The organism is Roseateles paludis, assembly GCF_039872745.1.
Taxonomy (GTDB): domain Bacteria; phylum Pseudomonadota; class Gammaproteobacteria; order Burkholderiales; family Burkholderiaceae_C; genus Pelomonas; species Pelomonas paludis.
Window position 1 is genome coordinate 227,910 of the sequence record NZ_JBDPZD010000005.1, and the last position, 24,380, is coordinate 252,289.

Sequence of the window (24,380 nt, forward strand, 5' to 3'; positions counted from 1 at the left end):
TCAATGCATCAGGTTGAACCACTGCCGCGCCTGCTTCAGGTGGGCGCTGAGCTGGGCTTGGGCCGGCTGGCCCCAGGGGTCGTCGGCGCGGGTGGTTTCGGTCAGGGCGGCGTCGATCTGCTCGCGCGAGCTGGCATTGAGCATCCAGTTCATCGACGGGTCACGGCGGTCCTTGAACTTGGGCAGTCGCAGCTCGGCCACGCGGCCACAGCCACCGACACGCTTGATCAGCTCCAGCTGTGAGTCGAGCGCGCGCGCGCCATTGCTGGCCAGGATGCCGGCCGGCGGCGCCACCATCTCGGGCAGGCCCATGCTGGTGGCGCGGCGGCGGCCCGGGTCCACCGGCGGGATGTTGTTGCCGCGCGGGGCATCCCGGCAGAGCCAGTCGTCGGCGCGGGCCGGCGTGTTGACCAGCAGCACCAGGCGCAGGCGACGGCGGTCCAGCACCTGGCTGCAATCGTCCTCGGGCTTGCAGTCGCGCAGCAGGCCACTGGTCTCCAGCTCGCGCAGCACGTCCAGCAGCGCCAGCGTGCCGCTGGACTCGACGTAGCCGCCGTCACCCAGGTGGTCCCAAGTGCCGCCGTCGTCAAAGGCGTCGCCGTCGTGGTGCGGTGTCTTGAGCCGCACCGTGCCGGCCGGGCTGATGTAGGGGAAACGGGCGCTGTTGTGCACGGCCTGGGCCAGGCTCAGGTTGTCCACGTCCAGGTCCAGCGTGCCGTCCAGCAGGTCGATGCCATCGGCCTCGTGCAGGCGGAAGTGGGTCTGGTAGACGCGTTGTCCGCGTGTCAGCGCAGCGGTATTGAGCGACAGCAGGGGCAGCCAGCCGTTGCTGCGAGCCATCTCGCCGGTCAGGGCCGTGAAGGGCGCGGCGAACGGGTTGGGGGCCGGCGTCTTGGCGGCGCAGCGCAGCGCCAGCTGGCGGTCCCAGTCGCGCTGCCAGACCTCTTCCAGCCCCAGCGAGCGGTCCCAGCCCTGGAAGTCGATGGGCAGGAAGCGCTGCACGAGGTCGGGGTAGAGCATCAGGCCCACGGGCGCGGCCAGGTGGTCTTGGCCGGTGAAGGCGCGGGTGAGCTTCCAGGGCGAGCAAGCGGCGGCATCGGCCGCACGGCGTCTGGCGTCGAGGGCCGCGACAAAGGTGCTGGCACCCAGCGCACCGCCGGAGGTGCCACTGATGGTGAACACCGAATCGGCGAAGTTGACGTTCTCCTGCTCGCCCAGCTCCTGCAGGCGCGCCAGGGCCGCGCTGCCCCAGTAGGCGGCACGCGAGGCGCCGCCCGCCACGGCCACCAGCACCAGCGGCCGCTTGCCGTCGGCACCGGGCCCGGCCAGCCACTGCTGCAGCCACACGTCCACACCCAGGCGTGGCGCGTTGGCGGTGACTGTGCCTGGGCCTGCGCGGCCCACGATGTGGTTGTCGTTCAGCGGGGCAAAGAGGACGAAGAGCACCAGGGGCAGCGGCGTCAGCGGCACGCGCAGATAGACCTTGGGCAGGTAGGTCAGCACCACGGCGCCAAACACCACCCAACTGCCCAGCGCAAACAGCACCAGTGCCGGCGCGCCCAAGGCACGCGCAGTGCCTTCAGGCCACCACAGCAGGGCGCTGAACAGCACCCACTGCAGCCCCAGGGTCAAGGTCAGCAGGCCGCGCGAGAGATTGGTCAGCCTGTCTTCACGTGCCAGGTCGGCCACCGCCTGCGCGCGGGTCTCCAGGGCCAGCGCGCGATACAGCCAGGACTGCTCGGGCAGCCGCTGCAGCCACACACGCCGTTTGATGGCAAACAGCAGCAGGGCTGCCGTGATCAAGAGCAGCACCGCGCCCACCCAGCGCTCGCCGTGCACGGTCAGGAAGAAGCCCGCCACCGGCAGCCCACCCAGCGGGATCAGCGCGCGCGGCATCCAGCGGCGCAGCTGCTCGGCAAAGCGCTTGTGCACGCATTCGCCCAAGGTGTCGGCCTTGAAGCGCCGGTCCAGCAGCAGGCGGCAGGTGTACCAGGCCAGCAGCAGCCACAGGCCAAAGGCGACGAACAAGGACAGCGGCTGGCCCCAATGCGCATCCAGGGCCAGCAAGGCCTCCTGCGCCTGCGGCACGCTCACCAGGAAGAGCATGCCCGCCACCACCACGCCCACCGGGAAGGCGCACAGCCACAGCGCGCGGGCGAGGTAGAGCAGCCGGGGGACGTCGCCCTCGGCACCGCCCCCACCCATGCGTGGCGGTTCGTCAGCGGGTGGCGCTGATGGCGGGGGTTTGTCGTGCGGGGGGTAGACCACGGGAATCAGCATGCCCGCATGCTAGCTGCGGACCCGCCGGCCTGGCGCCGAAATCGGGCCGCAGCCTGTCACGGCAGGGACAAGACCGCGCCGGAGCCCACTCCTAGAATGAATCGAACGATCGTTCTTTTTTGTCAGGACGCCCATGACTGCCCTTTATGAAGTGCGCGGCAACGTCGCCGTCATCACGCTGGACAACCCGCCCGTCAATGGCCTGGGGCTGGCGACCCGCAAGGCCTGTGTCGAAGGCGTGCTGCGCGCCGAGGCCGACCCGGCCGTGCAAGCGGTGGTGCTGACGGGTGCCGGCCGCGCTTTCTCGGGCGGGGCGGACATCAAGGAATTCGGGCAACCGAGCGCCCTGGCCGAACCCAGCCTGCACACCCTGATCCGCGTGGTGGAAGCCTGCAGCAAGCCGGTGGTGGCCGCGTTGCACAGCGTCTGCATGGGCGGCGGGTTGGAGCTGGCCCTGGGATGCCACTACCGCGTGGCCGAGGCCAAGGCCACGCTGGCCCTGCCCGAGGTCAAGCTGGGCCTGGTGCCGGGCGCCGGTGGCACGCAGCGCCTGCCACGCGCCCTGGGTGTGGAGCCCGCGCTCAACATGATCCTCAGCGGCGAGCAGGTGCCCTGCGAGTTGCTTGCCCTGGCGCCGGGCCAGAAGCTGTTTGACCGCCTGGTGCCGCAGGACGCCCTGGGCGCCGCCGTGGCATTGGCGCAAGAGGTGGCAGCCGTGCGCCCGTTGCCCAAGGTGCGCGACCTGGCCGCCACGCACCCGAATGCCGACGCCTACTTCCAGTTCGTCCGCAACAGCGTGGCGGCTGCGCAGCCCCGCTACCCAGCCCCGCAGCGCTGCATCGACGCCGTGAGCTGGAGCCTGACCCTGCCGTTTGAAGACGGCCTGCGCCGCGAGCGCGAGACCTTCATCGCGCTGATGCTCACGCCCGAGTCCAAGGCTTTGCGCCATGCCTTCTTTGGCGAGCGCGCGGCCAGCAAGATTGCCGATGTGCCGGAGAACACACCGCTGCGGGAGATCCGCAGCGTGGGCGTGATTGGTGCCGGCACCATGGGTGGCGGCATCACGATGAACTTCCTGAATGCCGGCATCCCCGTGACCCTGCTGGAGACCAAGCAGGAAGCGCTCGATCGCGGCGTGGCGACCATCCGCAAGAACTACGAAGCGCAGGTCAAGAAGGGCAAGCTCAAGGACGACAAATACGCCGCGCGCATGGCCCTGCTCAGCACCACGCTGAGCTATGACGACCTGAAGAACACCGACCTGATCATCGAGGCCGTGTTCGAGGAGATCGGCGTCAAGGAGGCCGTGTTCCGCCAGCTCGATGCCGTGGCCAAGCCCGGCGCCATCCTGGCCAGCAACACCTCGACGCTGGACCTGAACCAGATCGCCGCCTTCACCGCGCGCCCGCAGGACGTGCTGGGCATGCACTTCTTCAGCCCCGCCAATGTGATGAAGCTGCTGGAGGTGGTGCGCGGCCAGGCCACGGCCAAAGACGTGCTGGCCACCGTGATGCAGCTGGCCAAGAAGATCAAGAAGACGGCCGTGGTCTCGGGCGTCTGCGATGGCTTCATCGGCAACCGCATGCTGGAGCAGTACGTGCGCCAAAGTACCTTCCTCGTGGACGAGGGTTGCAGCCCCGAGCAGGTGGACAAGGCGGCCGAGGCCTTCGGTTTTGCGATGGGCCCGTTCCGTGTGGGGGACCTGGCAGGAAATGACATTGGCTGGGCCATCCGCAAGCGCCGCCGCGTTGAGAAGCCCGACGTGCGCTACTCCGAATGCGCCGATCGCCTATGTGAGCTGGGCCGCTTTGGCCAGAAGACCGGTGCTGGCTGGTACGACTACCAGCCGGGCAATCGCAAGCCCATTCCATCGCCCGTGGTGGCCGAGATGCTGGAGAAGCACCGCGCCGCCATTGGCGCCAAGACGCGCGCGATCTCCGACGATGAGATCGTCCAGCGCCTCGTCTTCGCCCTCGTCAACGAGGCGGCCCATTTGTTGGAAGAAGGCATCGCCCAGCGTGCGTCCGACGTGGACATGGTCTACCTCACCGGCTATGGCTTCCCGCTCTGGCGCGGCGGGCCCATGCGCTACGCCGACGAGTTCGGCCTCTTCAACGTCGTGCAGGCCATGAAGCGCTTTGCCGCCAACGCGATGGACGACGGCGCCTTCTGGCAGCCGGCGCCGCTGCTGGAGCGCCTCGTCGCCGAAGGCAAGTCGTTCACCTGAGGATTGCACGATGACCTCCGCACTCATTCTTTCGACCGCCCGCACGCCCTTCGCCAAGAGCTGGAAGGGCGCCTTCAACATGACCCACGGCGCAACGCTCGGCGCCCATGTACTGAACGCGGCCGTGCAGCGCGCAGGCGTTGCGCCCGAGGAGGTCGAGGACGTGATCCTGGGCTGTGCCCACCCCGAGGGCGCCACCGGCGGCAACATCGCCCGGCAGAGCCTGCTGCGCGCCGGTTGGCCGGTCAGCGTGTCCGGCATGACGGTCAACCGCTTCTGCTCCAGCGGGCTGCAGACCATTGCACTGGCCGCACAGCGCATCCTGGCGGGGGAGGGCGACGTGTTTGTGGCCGGTGGCGTGGAAAGCATCTCTTGCGTGCAGAACGAGATGAACCCCCACATGGCGCTCGACCCCGCACTGCTGGCCGCCAAGCCCGAGGCCTACTGGCCCATGCTGCAGACGGCCGAGATGGTGGCCAAGCGCTACGCGATCCCGCGTGAGCGGCAAGACCGCTTTGGCGCCGAGAGCCAGCAAAAGGCCTGTGCGGCGCGCGCGGCCGGCCGCTTCGAGGCCGAGATCGCCCCCATCACCGTCACCATGGGCGTGATGGACAAGCAGCTCGGCCTGGTCTCGCGCGAGGTGACCGTGAGCGGCGACGAGGGCCTGCGCGAGGGCACGACCTACGAGACCATCAAGGACATCCGCACGGCCGTTCCAGGCGGGGTCGTCGCAGCCGGGAATGCCAGCCAGTTCTCGGACGGCGCCGGGGCCTGCGTGGTGGCAAGCGAGGCGTATGCAGCGCGGCGCGGCCTGCAGCCGCTGGGTCGCTTCCTGGGCTTTGCGGTGGCGGGCTGCGAGCCGGACGAGATGGGCATCGGCCCCGTCTTCGCCGTCCCCAAGGTGCTGAAGCGTCTTGGCTTGAGCGTGCAGGACATCGACCTCTGGGAGCTGAACGAGGCCTTCGCGGTGCAGGTGCTGTACTGCGTGGACAAGCTCGGCATCCCCATGGACCGGCTCAACGTCAACGGCGGTGCCATTGCGATGGGCCACCCCTATGGCGTCTCTGGCCAGCGGCTGACGGGGCATGCCTTGATCGAAGGCCGGCGCCGGGGCGTCAAACGCGTCTGCATCACCATGTGCATCGGCGGTGGCATGGGCGCGGCTGGGGTGTTTGAAGTGCTGTGATGCGTGAGCTGCTGGACTTCCTGCTCTTCGACTGGCTGAAGGTCGAGACCCTTTGCGCGCGGCCGCGCTTTGCCGAGCATTCGCGCGAGACCTTCTCCGCCGTGCTCGACACCTGCGAGCGCATCGCCCGCGAGCGCTTCGCGCCGCTGAACCGCCTCGTCGATGCCCAGGAGCCGCAGTTCGATGGCCAGCGGGTGACCCTGCCTGAGGGCGTGGGCGCGGCACTGGCCGCGTACGTCGAGTCCGGCATGCTGGCTGCTGCGCAAGACATGGATGCCGGCGGCATGCAACTGCCTTGCACGGTCGAGATGGCGGGCAATGCCTTCTTCAGCAAGGCGAGCGTGGGCCTGTCGGCCTACGCCATGCTCACCTCGGGCAACGCCAATTTGCTGATGGCCCATGGCACGCCGCGCCAGCGCGAGGTGTTTGCGCGGCGAGAGCTGGCGGGCGAGTGGTTTGGCACCATGTGCCTCTCTGAGCCGCAGGCCGGCTCGTCGCTGTCCGACATCACGACCCGCGCCGAGCTGGACGACGCGGCCGACCCGCTGGGCCCGCGCTACTGCTTGCGCGGCCACAAGATGTGGATCTCGGGCGGCGAGCATGAGCTGACGCCCAACATCGTCCACCTGGTGCTGGCCAAGATCCCAGGCCCCGACGGCAAGCTCGTGCCGGGCACGCGCGGCATCTCGCTCTTCATCGTGCCCAAGTGGCGGGTCGATGCGCAAGGCCAGCTCACCGGCGTGCGCAACGACGTGCAACTGGCCGGCCTCAACCACAAGCTGGGCTACCGGGGCACCACCAACTGCCTGCTCAACTTTGGCGAGCGCGAGGGCGCCGTGGGCTACCTCGTCGGCCAGCCCGGCGAGGGCCTGAAGTGCATGTTCCACATGATGAATGAGGCGCGCATCGGCGTGGGTACCGGCGCCGTGATGCTGGGCATGGCCGGGTATGAGGCCAGCCTTGAGTACGCCCGCCAGCGCCCGCAGGGCCGCGCCATGGGCCCGGCCGGCAAGGACGCTGCCGCGCCCCAGATCCCCATCATTGAGCATGCCGACGTGCGGCGCATGCTGCTGGCGCAGAAGAGCTATGTCGAAGGCGGCCTGGCGCTGGAGCTTTACTGCGCGCGCCTGGTGGATGAGCTGCGCACGGGCGATGCCGCAGCGGCCCAGGCCCTGCTCGACGTGCTCATCCCCATCGCCAAGAGCTGGCCCAGCGAGTGGTGCCTGGAGGCCAATTCGCTGGCTATCCAGGTGCTGGGCGGCTATGGCTACACGCGCGACTTCCCGGTCGAGCAGTACTGGCGCGACAACCGCCTGAACATGATCCACGAGGGCACGCACGGCATCCAGGCGCTGGACTTGCTCGGTCGCAAGGTCGTGCAGCAGGGTGGGGCTTCGTTGGCCGCCCTGGCCGCCCACGTGCAAGCCACGGTGGAACGCGCGATGCCGTCTGATTGGGCTCCGCAGGCCAAGCAGCTAGCGGCCGCGCTGGCGCAACTGGGGGCCGCCACCCAGCAGGCCTGGCGCACCGGCGAGCCCGCCGAGGCGCTGGCCAATGCCGTGCCCTACTTGCAGGCCTTTGGGCACACGGTGGTGGCCTGGCTATGGCTGGACGTGGCGCTCGCGTCCCCCGGCAACACGGCAGCCGCGCAAGGCCGGCAGGCGGCGGCGCGCTACTTCTTCGCCTACGAACTGCCCAAGACGGCGGCCTGGCTCGACGTGGTCGCACGGCGAGAATCCGTTTGCCGCGACATGCGGCCCGACTGGTTCTGAGCCCCTTGGACTTCCCCGTACACATTCCGTTCGTCGAGCAGCTTGGGCTGCAACTGGTGCGCCTGGACGAGGGCGAATCCGAGCTGCATCTCAGCGTGCAGGAGCGCCACCTCAACTCCTGGCGCGTGGCGCATGGCGGCGTGCTCATGACTTTGCTCGACGTGGCCATGGCGCATGCCGCGCGCAGCGTGCACCGCCATCTGCCCGAGATGGGCCCCGGCGTGGTGACGGTGGAGATGAAGACCAGCTTCATGCGCCCCGGCGAAGGCGAGCTGCGCGCCATCGGCCGCTTGCTGCACCGCTCGACGACCATGGCCTTTTGCGAGGCGCAGGTGGTGGCGCCTGACGGCAAGCTCTGCGCCCATGCCACCGGCACCTTCAAATACCTGCGAGCCCTGCCTGGGCGCGATCGCGCGGTGAAGCCCCTGGCCTCGCGGGCCGCTCAGGCCGACGGCTGACGCCCCATCCATCCGCGCACCCGGCGGCGCACAGCGAGCTTGAGCGCCCGCGCCGCCCGCCAGACGCTGCTGCCGCGCACCCAGGCCAGCAACTCGGTCTTCCAAGCCGTCCAGCGCCCGTAGACGCGGGCGAACCATGGCAGTTGCATCAGTGCCGGCTGGATCAAGCCAAACAGCCAAGCCAGCAAGGCCGTGCCCACCAGCTTGGCCGCAATCACCAGCAGCACGCCGAGGCTCACGCGCCCCATCGCCACCAGCCACACCGCCAGCAGCTTGATGGGCAGGATCAAGAGGCTGGGCAGCACCAGCACCAGCAGCGCCCAGCGTGGCGGCAAGCGCCGCAGCCGTGCCTCCAGGCGCGCCACCAGCGGCAGCCGTCCCAGCAGCGCAAACGCGCGCCGCAGCGGCTCCCAGCCCCATTCCTCGAACAGGATCAGCAGGGCCACCACCAGGCGCACCAGCCAGCGCAAGGGCGCGATCAACAGCTTGAGCATGGGCGTGAGTCTGCCTCGGCGTCGGGGCCATGCCTGAAGTCAGCGCGTCGGTTTGGAAGAGCCGACAGCGCCCGGACGGGCATGGGCTCGTAAAAATGCAAGAATGGAACGACGTTTCAACTTAACAGCCCCGCCGCTTGGGGTCTGCGTTTGACCCCATGAAGCTCCGACTGCCCATGCTTGCCCTGCTGCCCCTCGCCTTGAGTCTGGCGCTGGCTGGACCCGCCGCCTTGGCCCGCGTGGTCGGCCAGAACCTGCCGCCGCCGCCGCTGACGGCCGAACGCGTGGAGACCCTGCCGGCATCGGCGCGAGCGGCCTGGCTCGACTACCTGAGCCGCTCCAGCGCCCAACAAGCCCGGGACCGTGCTGCGCTGGCCGCCGAGCGTGCCGGCCTCGACACCTGGCCTGCGCCGCCCGAGAGCCACGGCCGAGGTGCTGAGACCATGCCGCTCAACAAGCCTGCCGCTTGGTATGCCAGCGAGGAAGCCCTGCTGATTGGCCGCAACATCCTCAGCTACCAGACGCCCGCCGGTGGCTGGGGCAAGAACCAGCCGCGTGACCGGCCGCCCCGCGCGCGCGGCCAGGCCTACGTGGGCAACAACAACTCCAAGTACGCAACGCCGGGCGACTTTGACCTGCCCAAGGACGCCAACTGGAGCTATGTGGGCACCATCGACAACGATGCCACCATCACCGAGATCCGCTTCCTGACCCGACTGGCCGCCCAGGCACCCGGTGCGGTGGGCGAGGTGTACCGGGAGGCAGCGCTGCGCGGCATCGACTATGTGCTGCACGCCCAGTTCCCCAACGGTGGCTGGCCCCAGGTCTGGCCCCTGCAGGGCGGCTATCACGATGCCGTGACGCTGAATGACGACGCCGTGGTCGAGGTGGCCGAGCTGTTGATGCAGGTGGCCAAGGGCTCGGACGGCTTCGACTTCATCCCCCAGGACCGCCGAGCACAGGCCGCGCAGGCTGTGGAGCGCACCATCCAACTGCTGCTTGACGCCCAGCTGCGCGAGGGCGGCCAGCGCACCCTGTGGGCCCAGCAGTACGACGCCCTGACTCTGGCGCCGGTGTCGGCGCGCAACTACGAGCCCGGCGCGCCCTGCACGGCCGAGAGCGTGGGCGTGCTGGTCTTCCTGATGGGCTTGCCCGATCCCAGCCGCCAGGTCCAAGCCGCCGTGCACGATGGCATCGCGCTGCTGGAGCGCATCGCCGTGCACGGCCGCGCCTGGGACGGCAAGGGCAGCACCGAGGGCCGACGCCTGATCGACAAGCCCGGCAGCCGCCCGCTCTGGGCGCGCTTCTACGGCCAGGACACCTGGCAGCCGCTGTTCGGTGACCGCGACAAGAGCCTGCACGACGACGTCAACGAACTCAGCCGCGAGCGACGTGATGGCTACAACTGGTGGGGCGAGTGGCCGGCCAAGGCCTTGAAAGCCTACGAGAGCTGGTCGACACGCTGGCCACGTCCGGCGGCACAGCCCTGACTCAAAGGGACAAAGAAAAACGGGTTAGCGGCCAAAGCTGCTAACCCGTTGCTCTATCGAAAAAAATGGTCGGGACGGCGGGATTCGAACTCGCGACCCCTTGCACCCCATGCAAGTGCGCTACCAGGCTGCGCTACGCCCCGACTGAGCCTCGCAGTATAGCCGAGATTCAGAGTGTCAGAGACGCTCGGATGGCGAGCAGCTCGGCACGGACCTGCTCGAGCGTCTCGATGGGCTCGGCGACAGGCAGCGAGCTGGAAGCGCCTTGCGCCAGCAGCGGACGCGCGCTCATGGCCGGTGCGGCGACGGGGACCCGATGCGCCAGTTCGGCCGCCAATTCGCGTGCGGCCTCGGCCTCGTCGCGGAAGGTTTCCGAGCCTTCGGGCTTTTGGCCGGGCGTGACTTCGCCCAGTTGGTTGCGCGCACCGCTGATGGTGAAGCCCTGGTCGTAGAGCAGATCGCGGATGCGGCGGATCAGCAGCACCTCATGGTGCTGGTAGTAGCGCCGGTTGCCGCGCCGCTTGACCGGTTTGAGCTGGGTGAACTCCTGCTCCCAATAGCGCAGCACATAGGGCTTCACGCCGCAAAGGTCGCTGACCTCACCGATGGTGAAGTAGCGTTTGGCGGGGATGGCGGGAAGCGCCTTTTCCATTGGGAATCAACGGGTTCGGATGGGGAGAGAAGACTCTACTCGAAGTCTTCCGCGCCGGGAGCGTCACCTTGCACAACTGCCTTCAACTTTTGGCTGGCGTGAAAAGTCACAACGTTGCGGGCGGCGATCGGGATCGACTCGCCGGTGCGTGGGTTGCGACCCGGGCGGGGCGCCTTGCGGCGGATGTTGAAGTTGCCAAAACCCGAGAGCTTCACGTCGTGGCCCTTGACGAGGCTGGCGTGGAGCAGGTCGAAGAAGGCCTCGACCATGTCCTTGGACTCGCGCTTGTTGAGGCCGAGCTTGTCGAACAGCAGGTCAGCAAGTTCGGCCTTGGTGAGGGTCGGCGTTTCGAGGCTGCCGATTGCGATGCCGGGTGGGGTGGGTGCGTCCATCGGTCGTTCCAGTCGGTGCGGGCTCAGCCACGCAGGCGTGCGCCAAGTTGCTGGGTGGCGGCGGCCGTCAGGGCGCCGATACAGGCTTCGGTGCGCTCGTCAGTGAGCGGTTGTTCGTTGTCGAGCAGTTCGAGGCGAACGGCGAGGCTGCGCTCGCCGGGCTGCAGGTCACTGCCCGCGCCAGGTGCGGGCTTGAAGACGTCAAACAGGCGCGCAGAGCGTAGCAGCGGTCCGCCGGCCTGGGTCAGCGTGGTCAGCAGCGCGTCGTGCGTGACGTGTTCGCCCACCACGAGGGCGAGATCACGCAGCACCGGTTGCTGGCGCGGCAGGGCCTGACCCTGGGGCAGGGCGCGCTGCAGGGCGGCGTCCAAGGTCAGCTCGAAAACGATGGGCGCGCTGCCGGTGATCTCATAGCCCTGGCGCCAACGGGGATGCAGTTCGCCAACGATGCCGATGTCACGCCCATCCAGCAGCACACGCGCGCTGCGGCCGGGGTGCAGGGCCGGGTGCTCGGCTGCGATGAAGCTGAGGCGCTGGGGCGCAAACAGGGCTTCCAGGTCGCCCTTGACGTCGTAGAAGTCCACCGCGCGGTCGCGCTGGCTCCATTGGGTCTCGTCGGCGGGGCCCCAGGCCAGGCCGCCGAGGCGCATCGGCTGGCGGATGCCGGCCACGTCGGTGGGGCCGACCTGGATGCTGGCGTCGCGCAGGAACACGCGGCCACACTCGAACACCCGCACGCGCGAGGCGCGCCGGCTCTGGTTGTGGCGCAGCACCTGCACCAGGCTGCCGATCAGGCTGGTGCGCATCACGGCCAGCGGCGCGGCGATGGGGTTGAGCAGCTTGATCGGGTCGGTGCAGCCGGCCAGCTCACGCTCCCAGCGCTCTTCGACGAAGCTGAAGTTGATGGTTTCAAAGTAGTCGCGTGCGGCGAGGCTGCGGCGCAGGGCATGCACGCCCTGGCGCGACTCCGAGCGCACGCGGCCGACGATGGGCGCCAGCGGCGCCGTGCCCGGCAGGCTGGGGTAGCCGAGCACGCGGATGACCTCTTCGATCAGGTCTTCCTCGATCTCCAGGTCAAAGCGCCAGCTGGGCGGCGTGACGGTGAAGACGCCATCCTGGACCGTGAAGGGCAGGCCGAGGCGGGTGAAGACGGTCTCGACCTGCGCCTGCGTGATGGGCATGCCGATGACCTTGCTGGCGCGCGCCACGCGCAGCTTCACGGGCTTGCAGGCGGGCAGCTTGGGCGACTGGTCGTCCATGGGGCCGACCTGGGTCTCGGGTGTGCCGCAGATGTCGAGGACGAGCCGCGTGATGCGCTCGATGTGCTCGACGGTCTGCGACGGATCCACGCCACGCTCGAAGCGGTGGCCGGCGTCGGTCGAGAAGTTGAAGCGGCGGCCACGACCCATGACGGCCTCGGGCCACCAGAAGGCGGCCTCGACGTAAACGCTCTTGGTGTCGTCCGATACGGCGGTGTGGTCACCACCCATGATGCCGGCCAGCGACTCAACCTCGCGCGCATCGGCGATCACGCCGACCTTCTCATCGACTGTGATGGTGTTGCCATTGAGCAGCATGAGCTGCTCACCCGCGCGGCCCCAGCGCACGATCAATTCGCCGCTGATCTTGTCGAGGTCAAAGATGTGCGACGGGCGGCCGAACTCGAACATCACGTAGTTGGAGATATCGACCAGGGCCGTGACCGAGCGCTGGCCACAGCGCTCCAGGCGCTGGACCATCCAGGCCGGTGTCTGGGCTTTGGTGTTGATGCCCTTGATGACGCGACCCGAGAAGCGGCCGCAGAGGTCAGTGGCTTCAATGCGCGCGGGCAGCTTGTCGGCGATCGTGGCGGCGACGGCGGGGAACTCGGGCTTGAGCAAGGGCGCGCCGGTCAGCGCGGCCACCTCGCGGGCGATGCCGTAGACGCTCAGGCAATGTCCGAGGTTGGGCGTGAGCTTGAGGGTGAAGAGCGTGTCGTCCAGCAGCAGGTGCTTGCGGATGTCGGTGCCGACGACCGCATCGCTGCCAAGTTCGAGCAGGCCGCCGTGGTCTTCGCTCAGCTTGAGCTCGCGGGCCGAGCACAGCATGCCGAAGCTCTCGACGCCGCGCAGCTTGCCAACGCCGATCTTGAAGGGCTTGGCAGGGTCATCGGTGGGCAGTTCGGCCCCGACGGTGGCCAGTGGCACCTTGATGCCTGCGCGCGCATTGGGCGCGCCGCAGACGATCTGCAAGTGCTCTGCACCTCCCGCATTGACCTTGCACACGCGCAGCTTGTCGGCGTTGGGGTGCTGGACGGCTTCGAGGATCTCGGCGACGACGATGCCGTGGAAGGGCGGCGCGACCGGGCGCAGCTCTTCGACCTCCATGCCGGACATGGTCAGCAGTTCGGCCAGTTGCTGGGTGTTGAGTGGCGGATTGCAGAACTCGCGCAGCCAGGACTCAGGAAATTGCATGATCTCTTCGGGACAGGATTACTTGAACTGGGCGAGGAAGCGCAGATCGCCATCAAAGAAGGCGCGCAGATCGTTGACGCCATAGCGCAGCATGGCCAGGCGGTCGATGCCCGAGCCGAAGGCAAAGCCGATGTAGCGCTCTGGGTCGAGGCCCATGTTGCGGATCACTTGCGGGTGCACCTGGCCCGCGCCAGAGACCTCCAGCCAGCGCCCCTTGAGCGGGCCGCTCTCGAACATGATGTCGATCTCGGCGCTGGGCTCGGTGAAGGGGAAGTAGCTGGGGCGGAAGCGCAATTGCAGCGCATCGGTCTCGAAGAAGGCCGTGATGAAGTTGAGGTAGACGGCCTTCAGGTCCTTGAAGCTGATGTTCTCGCCAACCCAGAGGCCTTCGACCTGGTGGAACATCGGCGAGTGTGTGGCGTCGCTGTCCACGCGGTAGGTGCGGCCCGGGGCGATCACGCGGATCTCAGGCATGGTCGCCAGCCCGGCATGGCGCTTGGCATGGGCCTGCGCGTAGCGGATCTGCATCGGGCTGGTGTGCGGCCGCAGGTTGAGCCAGGCCCCGTTCTCGTCCTTCATGTCGACGTAGAAGGTGTCCTGCATCGAACGGGCAGGGTGGTTCTCGGGGTTGTTCAGCGAGGAAAAGCTGAACCAGTCGGTTTCGATCTCGGGGCCATCGGCCACGTCAAAGCCCATCGAGCCGAAGATGGCCTCGATGCGCTCCATGGCGCGGGTGATCGGGTGCAGGCCGCCAGTGCCGCGTTGGCGGCCGGGCAGGGTGACGTCGAGCGCTTCGGCCTTGAGCTGCTTTTCGAGCTCGGCGGCGGCCAGGGCATCACGGCGTGCGGTCAAGGCGGTCTCGATGCCGACCTTGAGTTGGTTGATCTCGGCGCCGCGCGTCTTCTTCTCCTCGACGCTGAGGGCGGCCATGCCCTTGAGGAGTTCGGTCACGCGGCCGGACTTGCCGAGGAAGCGCGCCTTGGCGTTTTCCAGTTCGGCGGGCGTCGGGGCGGCGGCAAAGTCCGCTTGCGCGGCGGCCAGAAGAGCGTCGAGATCAGACATTCGGGACAAATGAACAAAAAAGGGGCCGACCACGATGGGCCGGCCCCGATAAGTTGCGGTCCCCGACGCGAGTCGGGGCGGGTCGCAATCAGGCGAGCGCGGCCTTCACCTTGGCGAAGATGCTGGCAAAACCAGCCGGGTCGTTGACGGCCAGATCGGCGAGGACCTTGCGGTCGATCTCGATCTGGGCCTTCTTCAGACCCGCCACGAACTTGCTGTAAGACAGGCCCAGACCACGCGACGCGGCGTTGATACGGGCAATCCACAGCTGACGGAAAACGCGCTTCTTGGTGCGGCGGTCACGGTAGGCGTATTGACCCGCCTTCATCACCGCCTGCTTGGCGATGCGGAAGACGTTCTTACGACGACCGCGGAAGCCCTTGGCCAGGGCCAGGACCTTCTTGTGACGGGCGCGAGCGGTAACACCACGTTTGACGCGAGGCATGTGTTTCTCCTTTGAGTCTTGGTGGGGTTACAGACCGGCGAAAGGCAACATTTGAGCCATATGGCCCATGTTGGTTTCGTGCACGTTCACAGCGCCGCGAAGCTGACGCTTGTTCTTCGTGGTCTTCTTGGTCAGGATGTGGCGCTTGAACGCCTGACCGCGCTTGACGGTGCCACCCGGACGAACGCGAAAACGCTTTTTCGCGCTGCTCTTGGTCTTCATCTTGGGCATGTAATGCTCCTTCTTCGTTATGTCCCTGGGGCGGTGTCGGAGAGCCCGGCACGCTTGTTGGCCTCAGGAGACTTGTGATCCGGCGGGCGACCAAACCCACCGGCCAAACTGCAAAACCTGCTACTTACGCTTGGGCGCCAGCACCATGATCATCTGGCGGCCTTCGAGCTTGGGCATGTGCTCCACCATCGCCACATCGGCCAGTTCGTCGCGGATCCGTTCCAGCAGGCGCATGCCGATTTCCTGGTGCGTGATCTCGCGGCCCCGGAAGCGCAGCGTGACCTTGCCCTTGTCGCCGTCTTCGGCGATGAAACGGCGCAGGTTGCGCATCTTGATCAGGTAGTCACCTTCGTCCGTGCCCGGACGGAATTTGACTTCCTTGATTTCGATGATCTTCTGCTTGGCCTTGGCCTCCGCAGCGCGCTTTTGCTCCTGGTACTTGAACTTGCCGTAGTCCATCAGCCGGCAGACAGGCGGGTTCGCCGTCGCCGAGATCTCGACGAGGTCCACGTCCATGTCGCCCGCCATGCGGAGGGCTTCCTGGATGGAAACGACGCCGATCGGCTCGTTCTCGGGGCCGTTGAGGCGAACCTCGGGAGCCATGATTTCGCGATTCAGTCGGTGCTTGCGCTCCGGGATGGCACGACGGTCGGCAAAAGTAGCGATGGTGAAAACCTTTCGTCGGGTGCCTCAGGCGCTGGCACCCAGAAAAAACAAAACGCGCCCGAACCTGGTCAGGCCTTGTTCGTGATGTCTGCGGAGATCCTGGAGAGGAAGTCCTGCAGAGGCATCACACCAAGGTCCTGGTTGCCCCGGGCGCGCACCGCAACGCTGCCATTTGCCTTCTCCTTGTCACCCACGACAAGGATGTACGGCAGCTTTTGGACGGAATGCGCGCGAATTTTATAGGTGATTTTCTCGTTGCGCAAATCAGCTTGAGCCCTAAGCCCTTGTTTTTGCAGCGATTTCACGACTTCCTGGACGTAGTCGGCCTGGGCATCCGTGATATTGCAGACCACGACCTGGGTCGGAGCCAGCCAAACGGGCAGGGCGCCGGCGTGTTGTTCAATCAGGATGCCGATGAATCGCTCCAGGCTGCCGACAATGGCGCGGTGCAGCATCAGGGGGCGTTTGTGCTCGCCGTCTTCATCGACGAAGGCCGCGTCGAGGCGCTCGGGCATGTTGGGATCGACTTGAATGGTGCCGCACTGCCATTCGCGACCGAGGGCGTCCTTCAGCGTGTATTCGATCTTGGGGCCGTAGAACGCGCCTTCGCCGGGCAGGTAGGTGAAGTCGCAGCCTGAGGCCTTGAGGCCTTCGGCCAGCGCGGCCTCGGCTTTGTCCCAGCTCTCTTCGGTGCCGATGCGCTTTTCGGGCCGCGTCGAGAGCTTGTAGATGATGTCGTTGAAGCCGAAGTCCTTGTAGACCTTCTGCAGCAGGGTCGTGAAGGCGGTGACCTCGGCCTGGATCTGGCCCTCGGTGCAGAAGATGTGGCCATCGTCCTGCGTGAAGCCGCGCACGCGCATGATCCCGTGCAGGCCGCCGGTGGGTTCGTTGCGGTGGCATTGGCCGAACTCGCCGAAGCGCAGCGGCAGGTCACGGTAGCTCTTGACGCCCTGCTTGAAGATCAGGATGTGGCCTGGGCAGTTCATCGGCTTGAGCGCGTAGTCGCGCTTCTCCGACTCCGTGGTGAACATGTTCTCGCGGTACTTGTCCCAGTGGCCGGTCTTCTCCCACAGCGTCTTGTCGAGGATCTGCGGGCCCTTGACCTCCTGGTAGCCGTTGTCGCGGTAGACGCGGCGCATGTACTGCTCAACCTCTTGCCACACCGTCCAGCCCTTGGGGTGCCAGAAGACGACGCCAGGAGCGTGCTCGTCGATGTGGAAGAGGTCCAACTCGCGGCCCAGCTTGCGGTGGTCGCGCTTCTCGGCTTCCTCCAGCATGGTCAGGTACTTCTGCAGGTCGTCCTTGCTGGTCCAGGCCGTGCCGTAGACGCGCTGCAGCATCTCGTTGCGGTGGTCGCCGCGCCAGTAGGCGCCGGCCACCTTCATCAGCTTGAAGTGCTTGAGCTTGCCTGTGCTGGGCACGTGGGGACCCCGGCAGAGGTCTTCGAACTTGCCCTCGCGGTAGAGGCTCACGTCCTCGTTGCTCGGGATGCTCTCGATGATCTCGGCCTTGTAGTGCTCACCGAGACCCTTGAAATAGGCCACGGCCTCGTCACGCGGCAGCACGCGGCGCTCGACCTTTTCGTCCTTCTTGGCGAGTTCGACCATCTTGGATTCGATGGCGGCCAAGTCCTCGGGCGTGAAGGGGCGCTTGTAGGAAAAGTCGTAATAGAAGCCGTGCTCGATGACCGGGCCGATGGTGACCTGGGCCTCGGGGAAGAGCTCCTTCACCGCATAGGCCAGCAAGTGGGCGGTGGAGTGGCGGATCAGTTCCAGGCCGTCGGCGTCCTTCTCGGTGACGATGGCCAGGCTGGCGTCCTGGGTGATGAGGTGGGAGAGGTCGACAAGCTTGCCGTCGACACGGCCGCCGAGTGCGGCCTTGGCCAGGCCGGTGCCGATGCTGGCGGCGACATCGCCGACCGTCAGGGCTGCGGGGTACTCACGGCGCGAGCCGTCGGGGAGTTGGATAGAGATCATGGGTCTGCTCCTCGGAGCTGAAAAACAAAAAGCGCGGCCGGGTGCCGCGCTTTGTTGTTGGGCCCGTGAAGGGCGAAAGGCGTGACAAGCCGCGGCCGACTATTCCGTGGTGACGGTCGGGGTAGTTCGCGGTGTCATAACCAAGTTGCCTTTCTCGCTCTTGCTATGGAAGGGAGCCGCGATTCTACGGGAGGGGCTCGGCCTGGAGGCTGGGCTGTCGCGTCAAGGTGTCAAAGGCCTCGGCCAGACGAGCGCTCTCAGACACCGCATGGCGCCAACGCGCTTGCCGCGTCGCGTCGTCGAGTTGCATGAAGTCGTTGCGGTCGGGCAGCTTGCTGCCAGGCAGCGAGGCGATCCAGTCTGGGTGCGGACAGAGCAGCACGAGGTTGTCCAGAAACGGTGTGCTGCGGTGTCGGTTCTTGAGCGCCTTGTCGAGCCAGCCTGGCACGACATGGGGCTGGAAATGGGGGTAGAGCACCAACGGCGTCTCGGTAGCCAGCAGCGGGCGGTAGTCCAGGTGCAGGTGGTAGTCGGTGATGCCGCCGTCCCAGTACGCGCCCTGCGGCGCGCCGGGCAGATCGTGCTGGGCTTGCAGCCAGAACGGGATGGAACAGCTGGCCAGCAGGGCCGGGCGCAAGTTGGCGGCGGAGAGGTCGACGCGATGCGTCGGAAAGTCGGCCAGCGGCAGCGGGAGCGCTGTGCGGGTGTCCGAGAACACCACGCGGTCCAGCCATCGCGCGAGCCCAGGCCGACTGATCAGGTTGTTCGCGAAGGCGCCGGCATAGCCGGCTGCCGTGCGCCAGCGTCCCTCGCGCCGCAACAGCGGGTGGCGGCCGCGCGAGGTCACGACGTGCAAGCGCCAGCGCGGGTGGCCCAGCACGGCGGCCTCACGGCCAGAGAACCAAGTAGACAGGATGTCGCCAAAACGCTCGCTGACATGGGCTGGGCGCGGGCGTTTCTCGCCCGGCAGCGTGTCGTAGCGCTGGGTGACATAGGCCTCGGCCATGTCGCGGAAGGCCGCGTCAGCGTCCTGGTGCGCCCGGGCTGCCGTGGCCATTCGCCAGGCGCCAATGCTGGCGCCGACGAGGTGGACAGGCTGCTGGCTGCGCTGCAGCCAATCGCCAAACAGGAAACGATCCAGCCCGTTGAGGACCAGCCCCTTGGGGCCACCCGCTGCGGCGGGGACGAGCCCGACGTCTGCGGGCTGCAGTCCGCGCTCGGCCAGCCGCTGCCTAGCGACCGGACCGGCGAGGACGCGCAGCACCTCAGCCATGGGCGCTTGGGTTCAGAACTTGTGTTCCCAGTTCACCGACCACCAAGTCGGCGGCACGCGGCGGTTCCAGTTGAATTCGCCGGTGGGGAAGGACGTCATCGACCCTTGCTTGGAGGCCAGCAGGCCGTTGACGGCCACGCGCACGCCATCCTTGGGTGAAAGCTGGGCCATCACAAAGGCATCCATCGAGCGGTTGGGCAGGTTCTCCTGGCGCTGCAGCGCCGTCTGCTGGACGCTGAACTTGGGGGCGATCTGGGCCGAGAAGCCCATCGACACCGGCAGGGACTTCATCCGGTAATCAGCCCCGAAGTTGAACTGCCAGGGCTGCTGGCCCTCCAACCGGTTGTCAGGGCCGGGCACGCCGCCCACCTTGGACTTGTAGACGTTCAAGGAGGCGCGCAGGCTGAGCGCAGTGGTGGGCTCGAACACCGAGGGGAAAAGTTCCGCTGCACGGCCCTTGACCTCGACCTCCAGGCCTTCGGTGGTGGCACGGTCCAGGTTGATGGGCTTGGCCACCCAACGCTGGCCGCTGGCCCACGACACGGTCTCGAGCGCCAGGCTGTTGCGGATCAGGCCATTGATGCGGCGGTGGAACACGCCCACCGACAACATGCCGCCACCCGGCAGGTATTTCTCCCAGGCCACGTCCAGGCCGGTGGCCAGCTCGGGGTTGAGGTTGGGGTTGCCGGTGCGGTCGGGGGCCGTCTCGGTGTTGGGGCCGGTGGTCGGGTAGTTGGTGTTGATGGTGGGCCGGGCGATCAGCTGCTGCACATCGGGCGCCTTGTAGCTGCGCGTCAGGCTGGCGCGCACCAGGTCGCGGCCCTTGGGGTTGGGCTTGAAGTTGACGTGCAGCAGCGGCGTGGTGACCTTGCTGGTGCTGCTGAAGTCGCTGCCCACGCCGGTGCTGATGGTCTTGATCTGCTCGTGCCGGACGCCGGCATACGCCGACCACTGCGGGCTGATCTCCCACTCGTCCTGCGCATAAGCGGCGCTGCGGGTGATGCGGGCGTCGAAGGGCTGTCCCTCCAGGCCGGGCAGCAGGTCCACGCCGTTCTCGACGGTGCGGCGCTGCTCGTTGCGGGTGCGGCGTTCGACCTCGGCGCCGGTGGTGACGGTGTGCGCCTCACCAGCGTATTGGCTGTATTTGCCGGCGAGTGATGCCTGGCGATTCTTGTTGTCGCCCGAGGTCACGCGGTCCACCGTCGGCTTGCCGGTGGCGTCGCGGCCGGCCAGGCTGAAGTTGAAGTCCGCGCCGCCGCTGCCCACGCCTGCGCGCAGCTCGATGCGCTTGTCTTCGTCGAAGCGGTTGTTGTATTGCAGGTTCAGCCGCGTGGCCGAAAAGGTGCCACGGTTGCGCGTGGTGTCGAGCACGCTCGGCGGCGCGCTGCCCAGCAGCACTTGCGTGACGCTCTCGCCCTCGTTGCGGAAGCGGTTCTGCACCGCAAAGCCCTGCAGGGACAGGGACTCGTCGTCGCCCAGCTTCCAGGTCAGGCGGGGCGAGAAGTTGATGCCGCGACCAAAGGCCTTGTCCTGGCTGCTGCTGCTCAGGTGTTGGGGCTGACCGAAGCGATCACGCCCCAGGCGTTCGCTCTCCGAGTCGTTGGCAAAGTGCCATTGATAAAACGACACGGGCAGGACAAAGCCCAAACCGCCAATGGCTCGGTCGCCGTAGGTGAAGCCGGCATTGAGCACCGGCTTCTCAGCCGCGTAGGCAAAGCCGATGCGGGCGTCCTTCTGGACCACGCGGGGCGCGTCCTTGAGGATGATGTTGAGCGTGCCGGCAATGGCCTGGGCGCTCTGGTCGGCGGTGGGCGCCTTGGTGACTTCCAGGCGCTCGACCTGGGCGGGGTTGAGGTTGTCGAGGCTGAATCCCGGGGGCGCAGGCTCGCCGTTGACCAGGATCTGCGTGTAGGCGCCGCCCAGGCCGCGCATGCGCAGCTGGCCACCGGAGACATTGATGCCGGGCAGACGCTTGAGAACGTCGGAGAGCTGGGTGTCGCCGTATTTGTCGAGCTCGTCACGGCCATACAGCTGCTTGGCCACAGGCTCGCGGCGGCGCAGGTCGGTGTCGGTCTGGGTGCGGCGCACCTCGACACGGTCGAGCTGGTTCTGGGTGCCGGGGGTGGTGGTCTGGGCGCGGTCAACCTCCTGCTGCGCGAGCGCCAGTGCGGGGCTTAGCAACAGCAGGGTGGCGAGGGAAATCGACTTCAAAAGGGGCTCCGGAGCAAAGGAAGGCGGCATGCTGCCCGCACGCCGTGAGTCGCGCCGCAAGGGGGCGACGAAGTGTCGAAAGGGGAGGGCGAACGGCGGCTGCCGGGCGCGATTGGATCATCGCAGGGGATACCCCGAGGTGCCGAAGGTCAGCCCGTGCTGACTCAGGGTGTGGATGCGGGGTGGTTCAGCGCTTGGTCTGCAGCTTGGCGAAGGCGGCAGCCATGGCCCCGCCGGAGCTGGGCTCTGGCCGCGCACGCGGCTGTTCACCACGCGCGGGCGGGCGGTAGGCGTTGCGCTCGCCTCCGCTGCCAGCGCGCGGCGGCGCGGCATCGAGCTTCATGGTCAGCGAGATGCGCTGGCGTGCCAGGTCCACCTCCAACACCTTGACCCGGACCACGTCGCCCGTCTTGACCACCTCGCGGGCGTCGGTGACGAATTTGTGACTCAGCTGGCTGACGTGGACGAGCCCATCCTGATGCACGCCCAGGTCCACAAAGGCCCCGAACTGCGCCACATTGCTGACGGTGCCCTCCAGCACCATGCCGGGCTGCAGGTCGCGCACGTCCTCGACGCCGTCGTTGAAGCGCGCGACCTTGAAGTCGGGTCGCGGGTCGCGGCCCGGCTTTTCCAATTCGGCCAGCACGTCCTTGACGGTGATGAGGCCGAAGCGCTCGTCCGCCAACAGCTCGGGCTTGAGGCTGCGCAGCACCTCGCTGCGGCCAATCACCTCGGCGGCGGGGCGCTTGAGCAGGCCGAGCGCGCGCTCGACCAGCGGATAGGTCTCGGGGTGGACGCCACTGAAGTCGAGCGGGTTGTCGCCCTCGCGGATGCGCAGAAAGCCAGCCGCCTGCTCGAAGGTCTTGGGGCCGAGGCCGGTGACATCGAGCAGCTGCTGCCGGTTGCGAAAGGCACCGTGCGCATCGCGCCAACGCACGATGCTGGCCGCCACGCTGGGGGACAGGCCCGACACGCGTGAGAGCAGGGCGCTGGAGGCGGTGTTCAGGTCCACGCCCACCTTGTTCACGCAGTCCTCGACCACGGCGTCCAGCGCGCGGGCCAGTTCGCTTTGGTTGACGTCGTGCTGGTACTGGCCAACGCCAATACTCTTGGGGTCGATCTTGACCAGCTCAGCCAGCGGGTCCTGCAAACGCCGGGCGATGGAGACCGCGCCGCGCAGCGAGACGTCGAGGTCAGGCAGCTCCTTGGAGGCGAACTCCGAGGCCGAGTAGACGGAGGCACCCGCTTCACTGACCACGACCTTTTGCAGGCCCGTGCCGGGTGCGTGCTGCTCGATGCGCTTGAGCAGGTCGGCGGCGAGCTTGTCGGTCTCACGCGAGGCCGTGCCGTTGCCGATGGCGATGAGGTTGACACCATGCGTGGCGCACAGCCGCCCCAGGGTGTGCAGGGCGCCTTCCCAGTCACGCTTGGGCTCGTGGGGGTAGACGGTGCTGGTGTCGAGCACCTTGCCGGTGTCCGACACCACGGCCACCTTAACGCCGGTGCGGATGCCGGGGTCCAGGCCCATCACCACCCGCTTGCCGGCTGGGGCGGCGAGCAACAGATCGCGCAGGTTCTCGGCAAACACCTTGATGGCCGTGGCCTCGGCAGCCTCGCGCAGGCGGGCGAACAGGTCGCGCTCCAGGCTGAGCGAGAGCTTGACCTTCCAGGTCCAGGCCACGGTCTTGCGGATCAGCTCGTCGGCCGGGCGGTTGGCGTGGCGCCAGCCGAGGTGGGTGGCGATGCGCCCCTCCGCCAGGCCGGGCTTGCCAGGCACGGGCTCTTCGTCAAGCGCCAGCTTGGCGTCGAGCAGCTCCAGGCCACGGCCACGGAACACCGCCAACGCGCGGTGCGAGGGCACAGTGCGGATCGGCTCGGCGTAGTCGAAGTAGTCGCGGAACTTGGCGTGGTCGGGGGTGTCGGGGCTCTTGCCCTCGCAAAGCTTGGACTGGAACAGGCCCACTTCCCACAGCCACTCGCGCAGCTTGCCCACCAGCACGGCGTCTTCGGCCCAGCGCTCGGAGAGCAGGTCGCGCACGCCGTCGAGCACCGTGTGAGCATCGGCAAAGCCGGCATCGGGGTTGAGGAAGTGGGCGGCCTCGGTCAGCGGCTCCAGGCTGGGGTCGGCGAACAGCGCATCGGCCAGCGGCTCCAGGCCGGCCTCCCGCGCAATCAGGCCCTTGGTGCGGCGCTTTTGCTTGTAGGGCAGGTAGAGGTCTTCCAGCTCCTGCTTGGTGGGCGCGGCGGCAATCGCGGCTTGCAGTTCGGGCGTCAGCTTGCCTTGCTCGGCAATGCTCTTGAGCACGGCGATGCGCCGCTCAGCCAGCTCACGCAGGTAGGCAAGGCGGCTCTCCAGCTCGCGCAACTGGGTGTCGTCGAGGCCCTGGGTGGCTTCCTTGCGGTAGCGGGCGATGAAGGGGACGGTGGCGCCGCCATCGAGCAATTCGACGGCGGTCTGCACCTGCTGGGGCCGCACCTGCAGTTCGGCGGCAATCTGGGCAACGATCTGGGAATCCACAACGACATCCGGCGCCGCAGGGGCGCCTCAAGCAAAAAGAAAAGGGGGAAGAGTCAGTGCAGCGGTTCGTCCGGCGGAGCGCCGGTCTGGACGCTGAAGAGCGGCTCGGCAATGCCGCCGGCCTCGACCTCGGCCTCGGTGGCCGGGCGCACGTCCAGCAGCTTGAGGTGCATGCGCAGGCCAATGCCGGCCAGCGGGTGGTTGCCGTCCAGCACCACATGCTCGGGGTAGACCTCGGTCACGGTGTAGATGGCCTCGGTCGGCATGCCTTCGGACTGGGCCCCTTCGGGCAGGCCTTCCATCTGCATGCCAACCTCGACCCCATCGGGGAAGAGGCTGCGTGCCTCGAAGCAGACCAGGTCGGCGTCATAGTCGCCAAAGGCTTCGTCGGGGTTGAGCGCGAGGCTGGTCTCGAAGCCAACTTCCTGGCCTTCCAGGGCCGCTTCGACCTTGGCAAAGAGGTCATCCCCGCCATGCAGGAATTCCATAGGCTCGGTCAGTTCGTCGATCAGCTGACCTTGGGCGTCTTCAAGTCTCCAGCGCAGGGAGACAACACAGGGGCGGGACACTTGCATGGCCAGGATCATAGGCTCG

19 protein-coding genes and 1 tRNA gene are annotated in these 24,380 nt (G+C 67.4%); 5 read left to right on the forward strand and 15 right to left on the reverse strand.

Going from position 1 to position 24,380, the window contains the following annotated elements; all coding sequences use genetic code 11:
- Entirely contained in the window at window positions 1-2,280 is a 2,280-nt protein-coding gene (locus ABDJ85_RS16600) for a hypothetical protein (RefSeq protein WP_347705910.1), read from the reverse strand.
- A 133-nt stretch (window positions 2,281-2,413) separates the two neighbouring features.
- Here ABDJ85_RS16600 and ABDJ85_RS16605 point away from each other — a divergent pair, with 133 nt between their 5' ends.
- Genes ABDJ85_RS16605 through ABDJ85_RS16620 form a run of 4 tightly spaced genes read left to right on the forward strand, consistent with a single transcriptional unit; the run spans window position 2,414 to window position 7,923 of the window.
- Window positions 2,414-4,507 (forward strand): 3-hydroxyacyl-CoA dehydrogenase NAD-binding domain-containing protein, encoded by a 2,094-nt coding sequence (locus ABDJ85_RS16605; RefSeq protein ID WP_347705911.1) that lies wholly within the window; start codon window positions 2,414-2,416, stop codon window positions 4,505-4,507.
- A gap of 10 nt (window positions 4,508-4,517) precedes the next feature.
- Window positions 4,518-5,693 carry an acetyl-CoA C-acyltransferase gene (locus tag ABDJ85_RS16610; protein WP_347705912.1) on the forward strand — a complete coding sequence of 392 codons (1,176 nt, stop codon included), beginning with the start codon at window positions 4,518-4,520 and terminating at the stop codon, window positions 5,691-5,693.
- On the forward strand, window positions 5,693-7,465 hold the full coding sequence (locus ABDJ85_RS16615; RefSeq protein ID WP_347705913.1) for an acyl-CoA dehydrogenase family protein: 1,773 nt from the start codon (window positions 5,693-5,695) through the stop codon (window positions 7,463-7,465). Before ABDJ85_RS16610 ends, ABDJ85_RS16615 begins: the two co-directional genes overlap by 1 nt.
- 5 nt (window positions 7,466-7,470) lie before the next feature.
- On the forward strand, window positions 7,471-7,923 hold the full coding sequence (locus ABDJ85_RS16620; protein WP_347705914.1) for a PaaI family thioesterase: 453 nt from the start codon (window positions 7,471-7,473) through the stop codon (window positions 7,921-7,923).
- On the opposite strand, the gene ABDJ85_RS16625 is transcribed toward ABDJ85_RS16620, so the two are convergent.
- Window positions 7,908-8,417 carry a hypothetical protein gene (locus tag ABDJ85_RS16625; protein ID WP_347705915.1) on the reverse strand — a complete coding sequence of 170 codons (510 nt, stop codon included), beginning with the start codon at window positions 8,415-8,417 and terminating at the stop codon, window positions 7,908-7,910. The two genes, ABDJ85_RS16620 and ABDJ85_RS16625, sit on opposite strands and share 16 nt — an antisense overlap.
- Before the next feature lie 158 nt (window positions 8,418-8,575).
- Between ABDJ85_RS16625 and pelA the strand changes: the two genes are divergently transcribed.
- Window positions 8,576-9,907, forward strand: a complete 1,332-nt coding sequence (gene pelA / locus ABDJ85_RS16630; protein ID WP_347705916.1) for a pectate lyase — start codon at window positions 8,576-8,578, stop codon at window positions 9,905-9,907.
- Window positions 9,908-9,973: 66 nt separating this feature from the next.
- Here pelA and ABDJ85_RS16635 read toward each other — a convergent pair.
- The 13 genes from ABDJ85_RS16635 to ABDJ85_RS16695 form a co-directional block, all read right to left on the reverse strand.
- Window positions 9,974-10,050: transfer RNA gene (locus tag ABDJ85_RS16635), tRNA-Pro, on the reverse strand.
- Between the two features lie 26 nt (window positions 10,051-10,076).
- Window positions 10,077-10,559 carry a MerR family transcriptional regulator gene (locus ABDJ85_RS16640; RefSeq protein ID WP_347705917.1) on the reverse strand — a complete coding sequence of 161 codons (483 nt, stop codon included), beginning with the start codon at window positions 10,557-10,559 and terminating at the stop codon, window positions 10,077-10,079.
- A 35-nt stretch (window positions 10,560-10,594) separates the two neighbouring features.
- Window positions 10,595-10,951, reverse strand: a complete 357-nt coding sequence (locus tag ABDJ85_RS16645; RefSeq protein WP_347705918.1) for an integration host factor subunit alpha — start codon at window positions 10,949-10,951, stop codon at window positions 10,595-10,597.
- A 23-nt stretch (window positions 10,952-10,974) separates the two neighbouring features.
- On the reverse strand, window positions 10,975-13,404 hold the full coding sequence (gene pheT / locus ABDJ85_RS16650; RefSeq protein WP_347705919.1) for a phenylalanine--tRNA ligase subunit beta: 2,430 nt from the start codon (window positions 13,402-13,404) through the stop codon (window positions 10,975-10,977).
- An 18-nt stretch (window positions 13,405-13,422) separates the two neighbouring features.
- Window positions 13,423-14,466: a phenylalanine--tRNA ligase subunit alpha gene (gene pheS, locus ABDJ85_RS16655; protein ID WP_347705920.1), complete on the reverse strand. Its 1,044-nt coding sequence runs from the start codon at window positions 14,464-14,466 to the stop codon at window positions 13,423-13,425.
- Between the two features lie 88 nt (window positions 14,467-14,554).
- Window positions 14,555-14,911: a 50S ribosomal protein L20 gene (rplT, locus tag ABDJ85_RS16660; protein ID WP_025564000.1), complete on the reverse strand. Its 357-nt coding sequence runs from the start codon at window positions 14,909-14,911 to the stop codon at window positions 14,555-14,557.
- Window positions 14,912-14,938: 27 nt separating this feature from the next.
- Window positions 14,939-15,142: a 50S ribosomal protein L35 gene (rpmI, locus tag ABDJ85_RS16665; RefSeq protein ID WP_028601240.1), complete on the reverse strand. Its 204-nt coding sequence runs from the start codon at window positions 15,140-15,142 to the stop codon at window positions 14,939-14,941.
- A 120-nt stretch (window positions 15,143-15,262) separates the two neighbouring features.
- The gene (gene infC, locus ABDJ85_RS16670; protein ID WP_347705963.1) at window positions 15,263-15,808 is read right to left on the reverse strand and encodes a translation initiation factor IF-3; all 546 of its coding nucleotides are present in this window, start codon (window positions 15,806-15,808) and stop codon (window positions 15,263-15,265) included.
- A gap of 68 nt (window positions 15,809-15,876) precedes the next feature.
- Window positions 15,877-17,784: a threonine--tRNA ligase gene (thrS, locus tag ABDJ85_RS16675; RefSeq protein ID WP_347705921.1), complete on the reverse strand. Its 1,908-nt coding sequence runs from the start codon at window positions 17,782-17,784 to the stop codon at window positions 15,877-15,879.
- A 184-nt stretch (window positions 17,785-17,968) separates the two neighbouring features.
- Window positions 17,969-19,057: a patatin-like phospholipase family protein gene (locus ABDJ85_RS16680; protein WP_347705922.1), complete on the reverse strand. Its 1,089-nt coding sequence runs from the start codon at window positions 19,055-19,057 to the stop codon at window positions 17,969-17,971.
- Window positions 19,058-19,069: 12 nt separating this feature from the next.
- On the reverse strand, window positions 19,070-21,268 hold the full coding sequence (locus ABDJ85_RS16685) for a TonB-dependent receptor plug domain-containing protein (protein ID WP_347705923.1): 2,199 nt from the start codon (window positions 21,266-21,268) through the stop codon (window positions 19,070-19,072).
- A gap of 187 nt (window positions 21,269-21,455) precedes the next feature.
- Window positions 21,456-23,786 (reverse strand): Tex family protein, encoded by a 2,331-nt coding sequence (locus tag ABDJ85_RS16690; RefSeq protein WP_347705924.1) that lies wholly within the window; start codon window positions 23,784-23,786, stop codon window positions 21,456-21,458.
- 53 nt (window positions 23,787-23,839) lie between these two features.
- Window positions 23,840-24,361 (reverse strand): FKBP-type peptidyl-prolyl cis-trans isomerase, encoded by a 522-nt coding sequence (locus ABDJ85_RS16695; protein WP_347705925.1) that lies wholly within the window; start codon window positions 24,359-24,361, stop codon window positions 23,840-23,842.
- Window positions 24,362-24,380 lie beyond the last annotated feature (19 nt).

Excerpts from the sequence above, each read along its gene's own strand:
- ABDJ85_RS16600 (WP_347705910.1), bottom strand. The coding sequence starts at position 2,280 with ATGCTGATTCCCGTGGTCTACCCCCCGCACGACAAACCCCCGCCATCA.
- ABDJ85_RS16605 (WP_347705911.1), top strand. The coding sequence starts at position 2,414 with ATGACTGCCCTTTATGAAGTGCGCGGCAACGTCGCCGTCATCACGCTG.
- ABDJ85_RS16610 (WP_347705912.1), top strand. The coding sequence starts at position 4,518 with ATGACCTCCGCACTCATTCTTTCGACCGCCCGCACGCCCTTCGCCAAG.
- ABDJ85_RS16615 (WP_347705913.1), top strand. The coding sequence starts at position 5,693 with ATGCGTGAGCTGCTGGACTTCCTGCTCTTCGACTGGCTGAAGGTCGAG.
- ABDJ85_RS16625 (WP_347705915.1), bottom strand. The coding sequence starts at position 8,417 with ATGCTCAAGCTGTTGATCGCGCCCTTGCGCTGGCTGGTGCGCCTGGTG.
- pelA (WP_347705916.1), top strand. The coding sequence starts at position 8,576 with ATGAAGCTCCGACTGCCCATGCTTGCCCTGCTGCCCCTCGCCTTGAGT.
- ABDJ85_RS16640 (WP_347705917.1), bottom strand. The coding sequence starts at position 10,559 with ATGGAAAAGGCGCTTCCCGCCATCCCCGCCAAACGCTACTTCACCATC.
- ABDJ85_RS16645 (WP_347705918.1), bottom strand. The coding sequence starts at position 10,951 with ATGGACGCACCCACCCCACCCGGCATCGCAATCGGCAGCCTCGAAACG.
- pheT (WP_347705919.1), bottom strand. The coding sequence starts at position 13,404 with ATGCAATTTCCTGAGTCCTGGCTGCGCGAGTTCTGCAATCCGCCACTC.
- pheS (WP_347705920.1), bottom strand. The coding sequence starts at position 14,466 with ATGTCTGATCTCGACGCTCTTCTGGCCGCCGCGCAAGCGGACTTTGCC.
- rplT (WP_025564000.1), bottom strand. The coding sequence starts at position 14,911 with ATGCCTCGCGTCAAACGTGGTGTTACCGCTCGCGCCCGTCACAAGAAG.
- rpmI (WP_028601240.1), bottom strand. The coding sequence starts at position 15,142 with ATGCCCAAGATGAAGACCAAGAGCAGCGCGAAAAAGCGTTTTCGCGTT.
- thrS (WP_347705921.1), bottom strand. The coding sequence starts at position 17,784 with ATGATCTCTATCCAACTCCCCGACGGCTCGCGCCGTGAGTACCCCGCA.
- ABDJ85_RS16680 (WP_347705922.1), bottom strand. The coding sequence starts at position 19,057 with ATGGCTGAGGTGCTGCGCGTCCTCGCCGGTCCGGTCGCTAGGCAGCGG.
- ABDJ85_RS16695 (WP_347705925.1), bottom strand. The coding sequence starts at position 24,361 with ATGCAAGTGTCCCGCCCCTGTGTTGTCTCCCTGCGCTGGAGACTTGAA.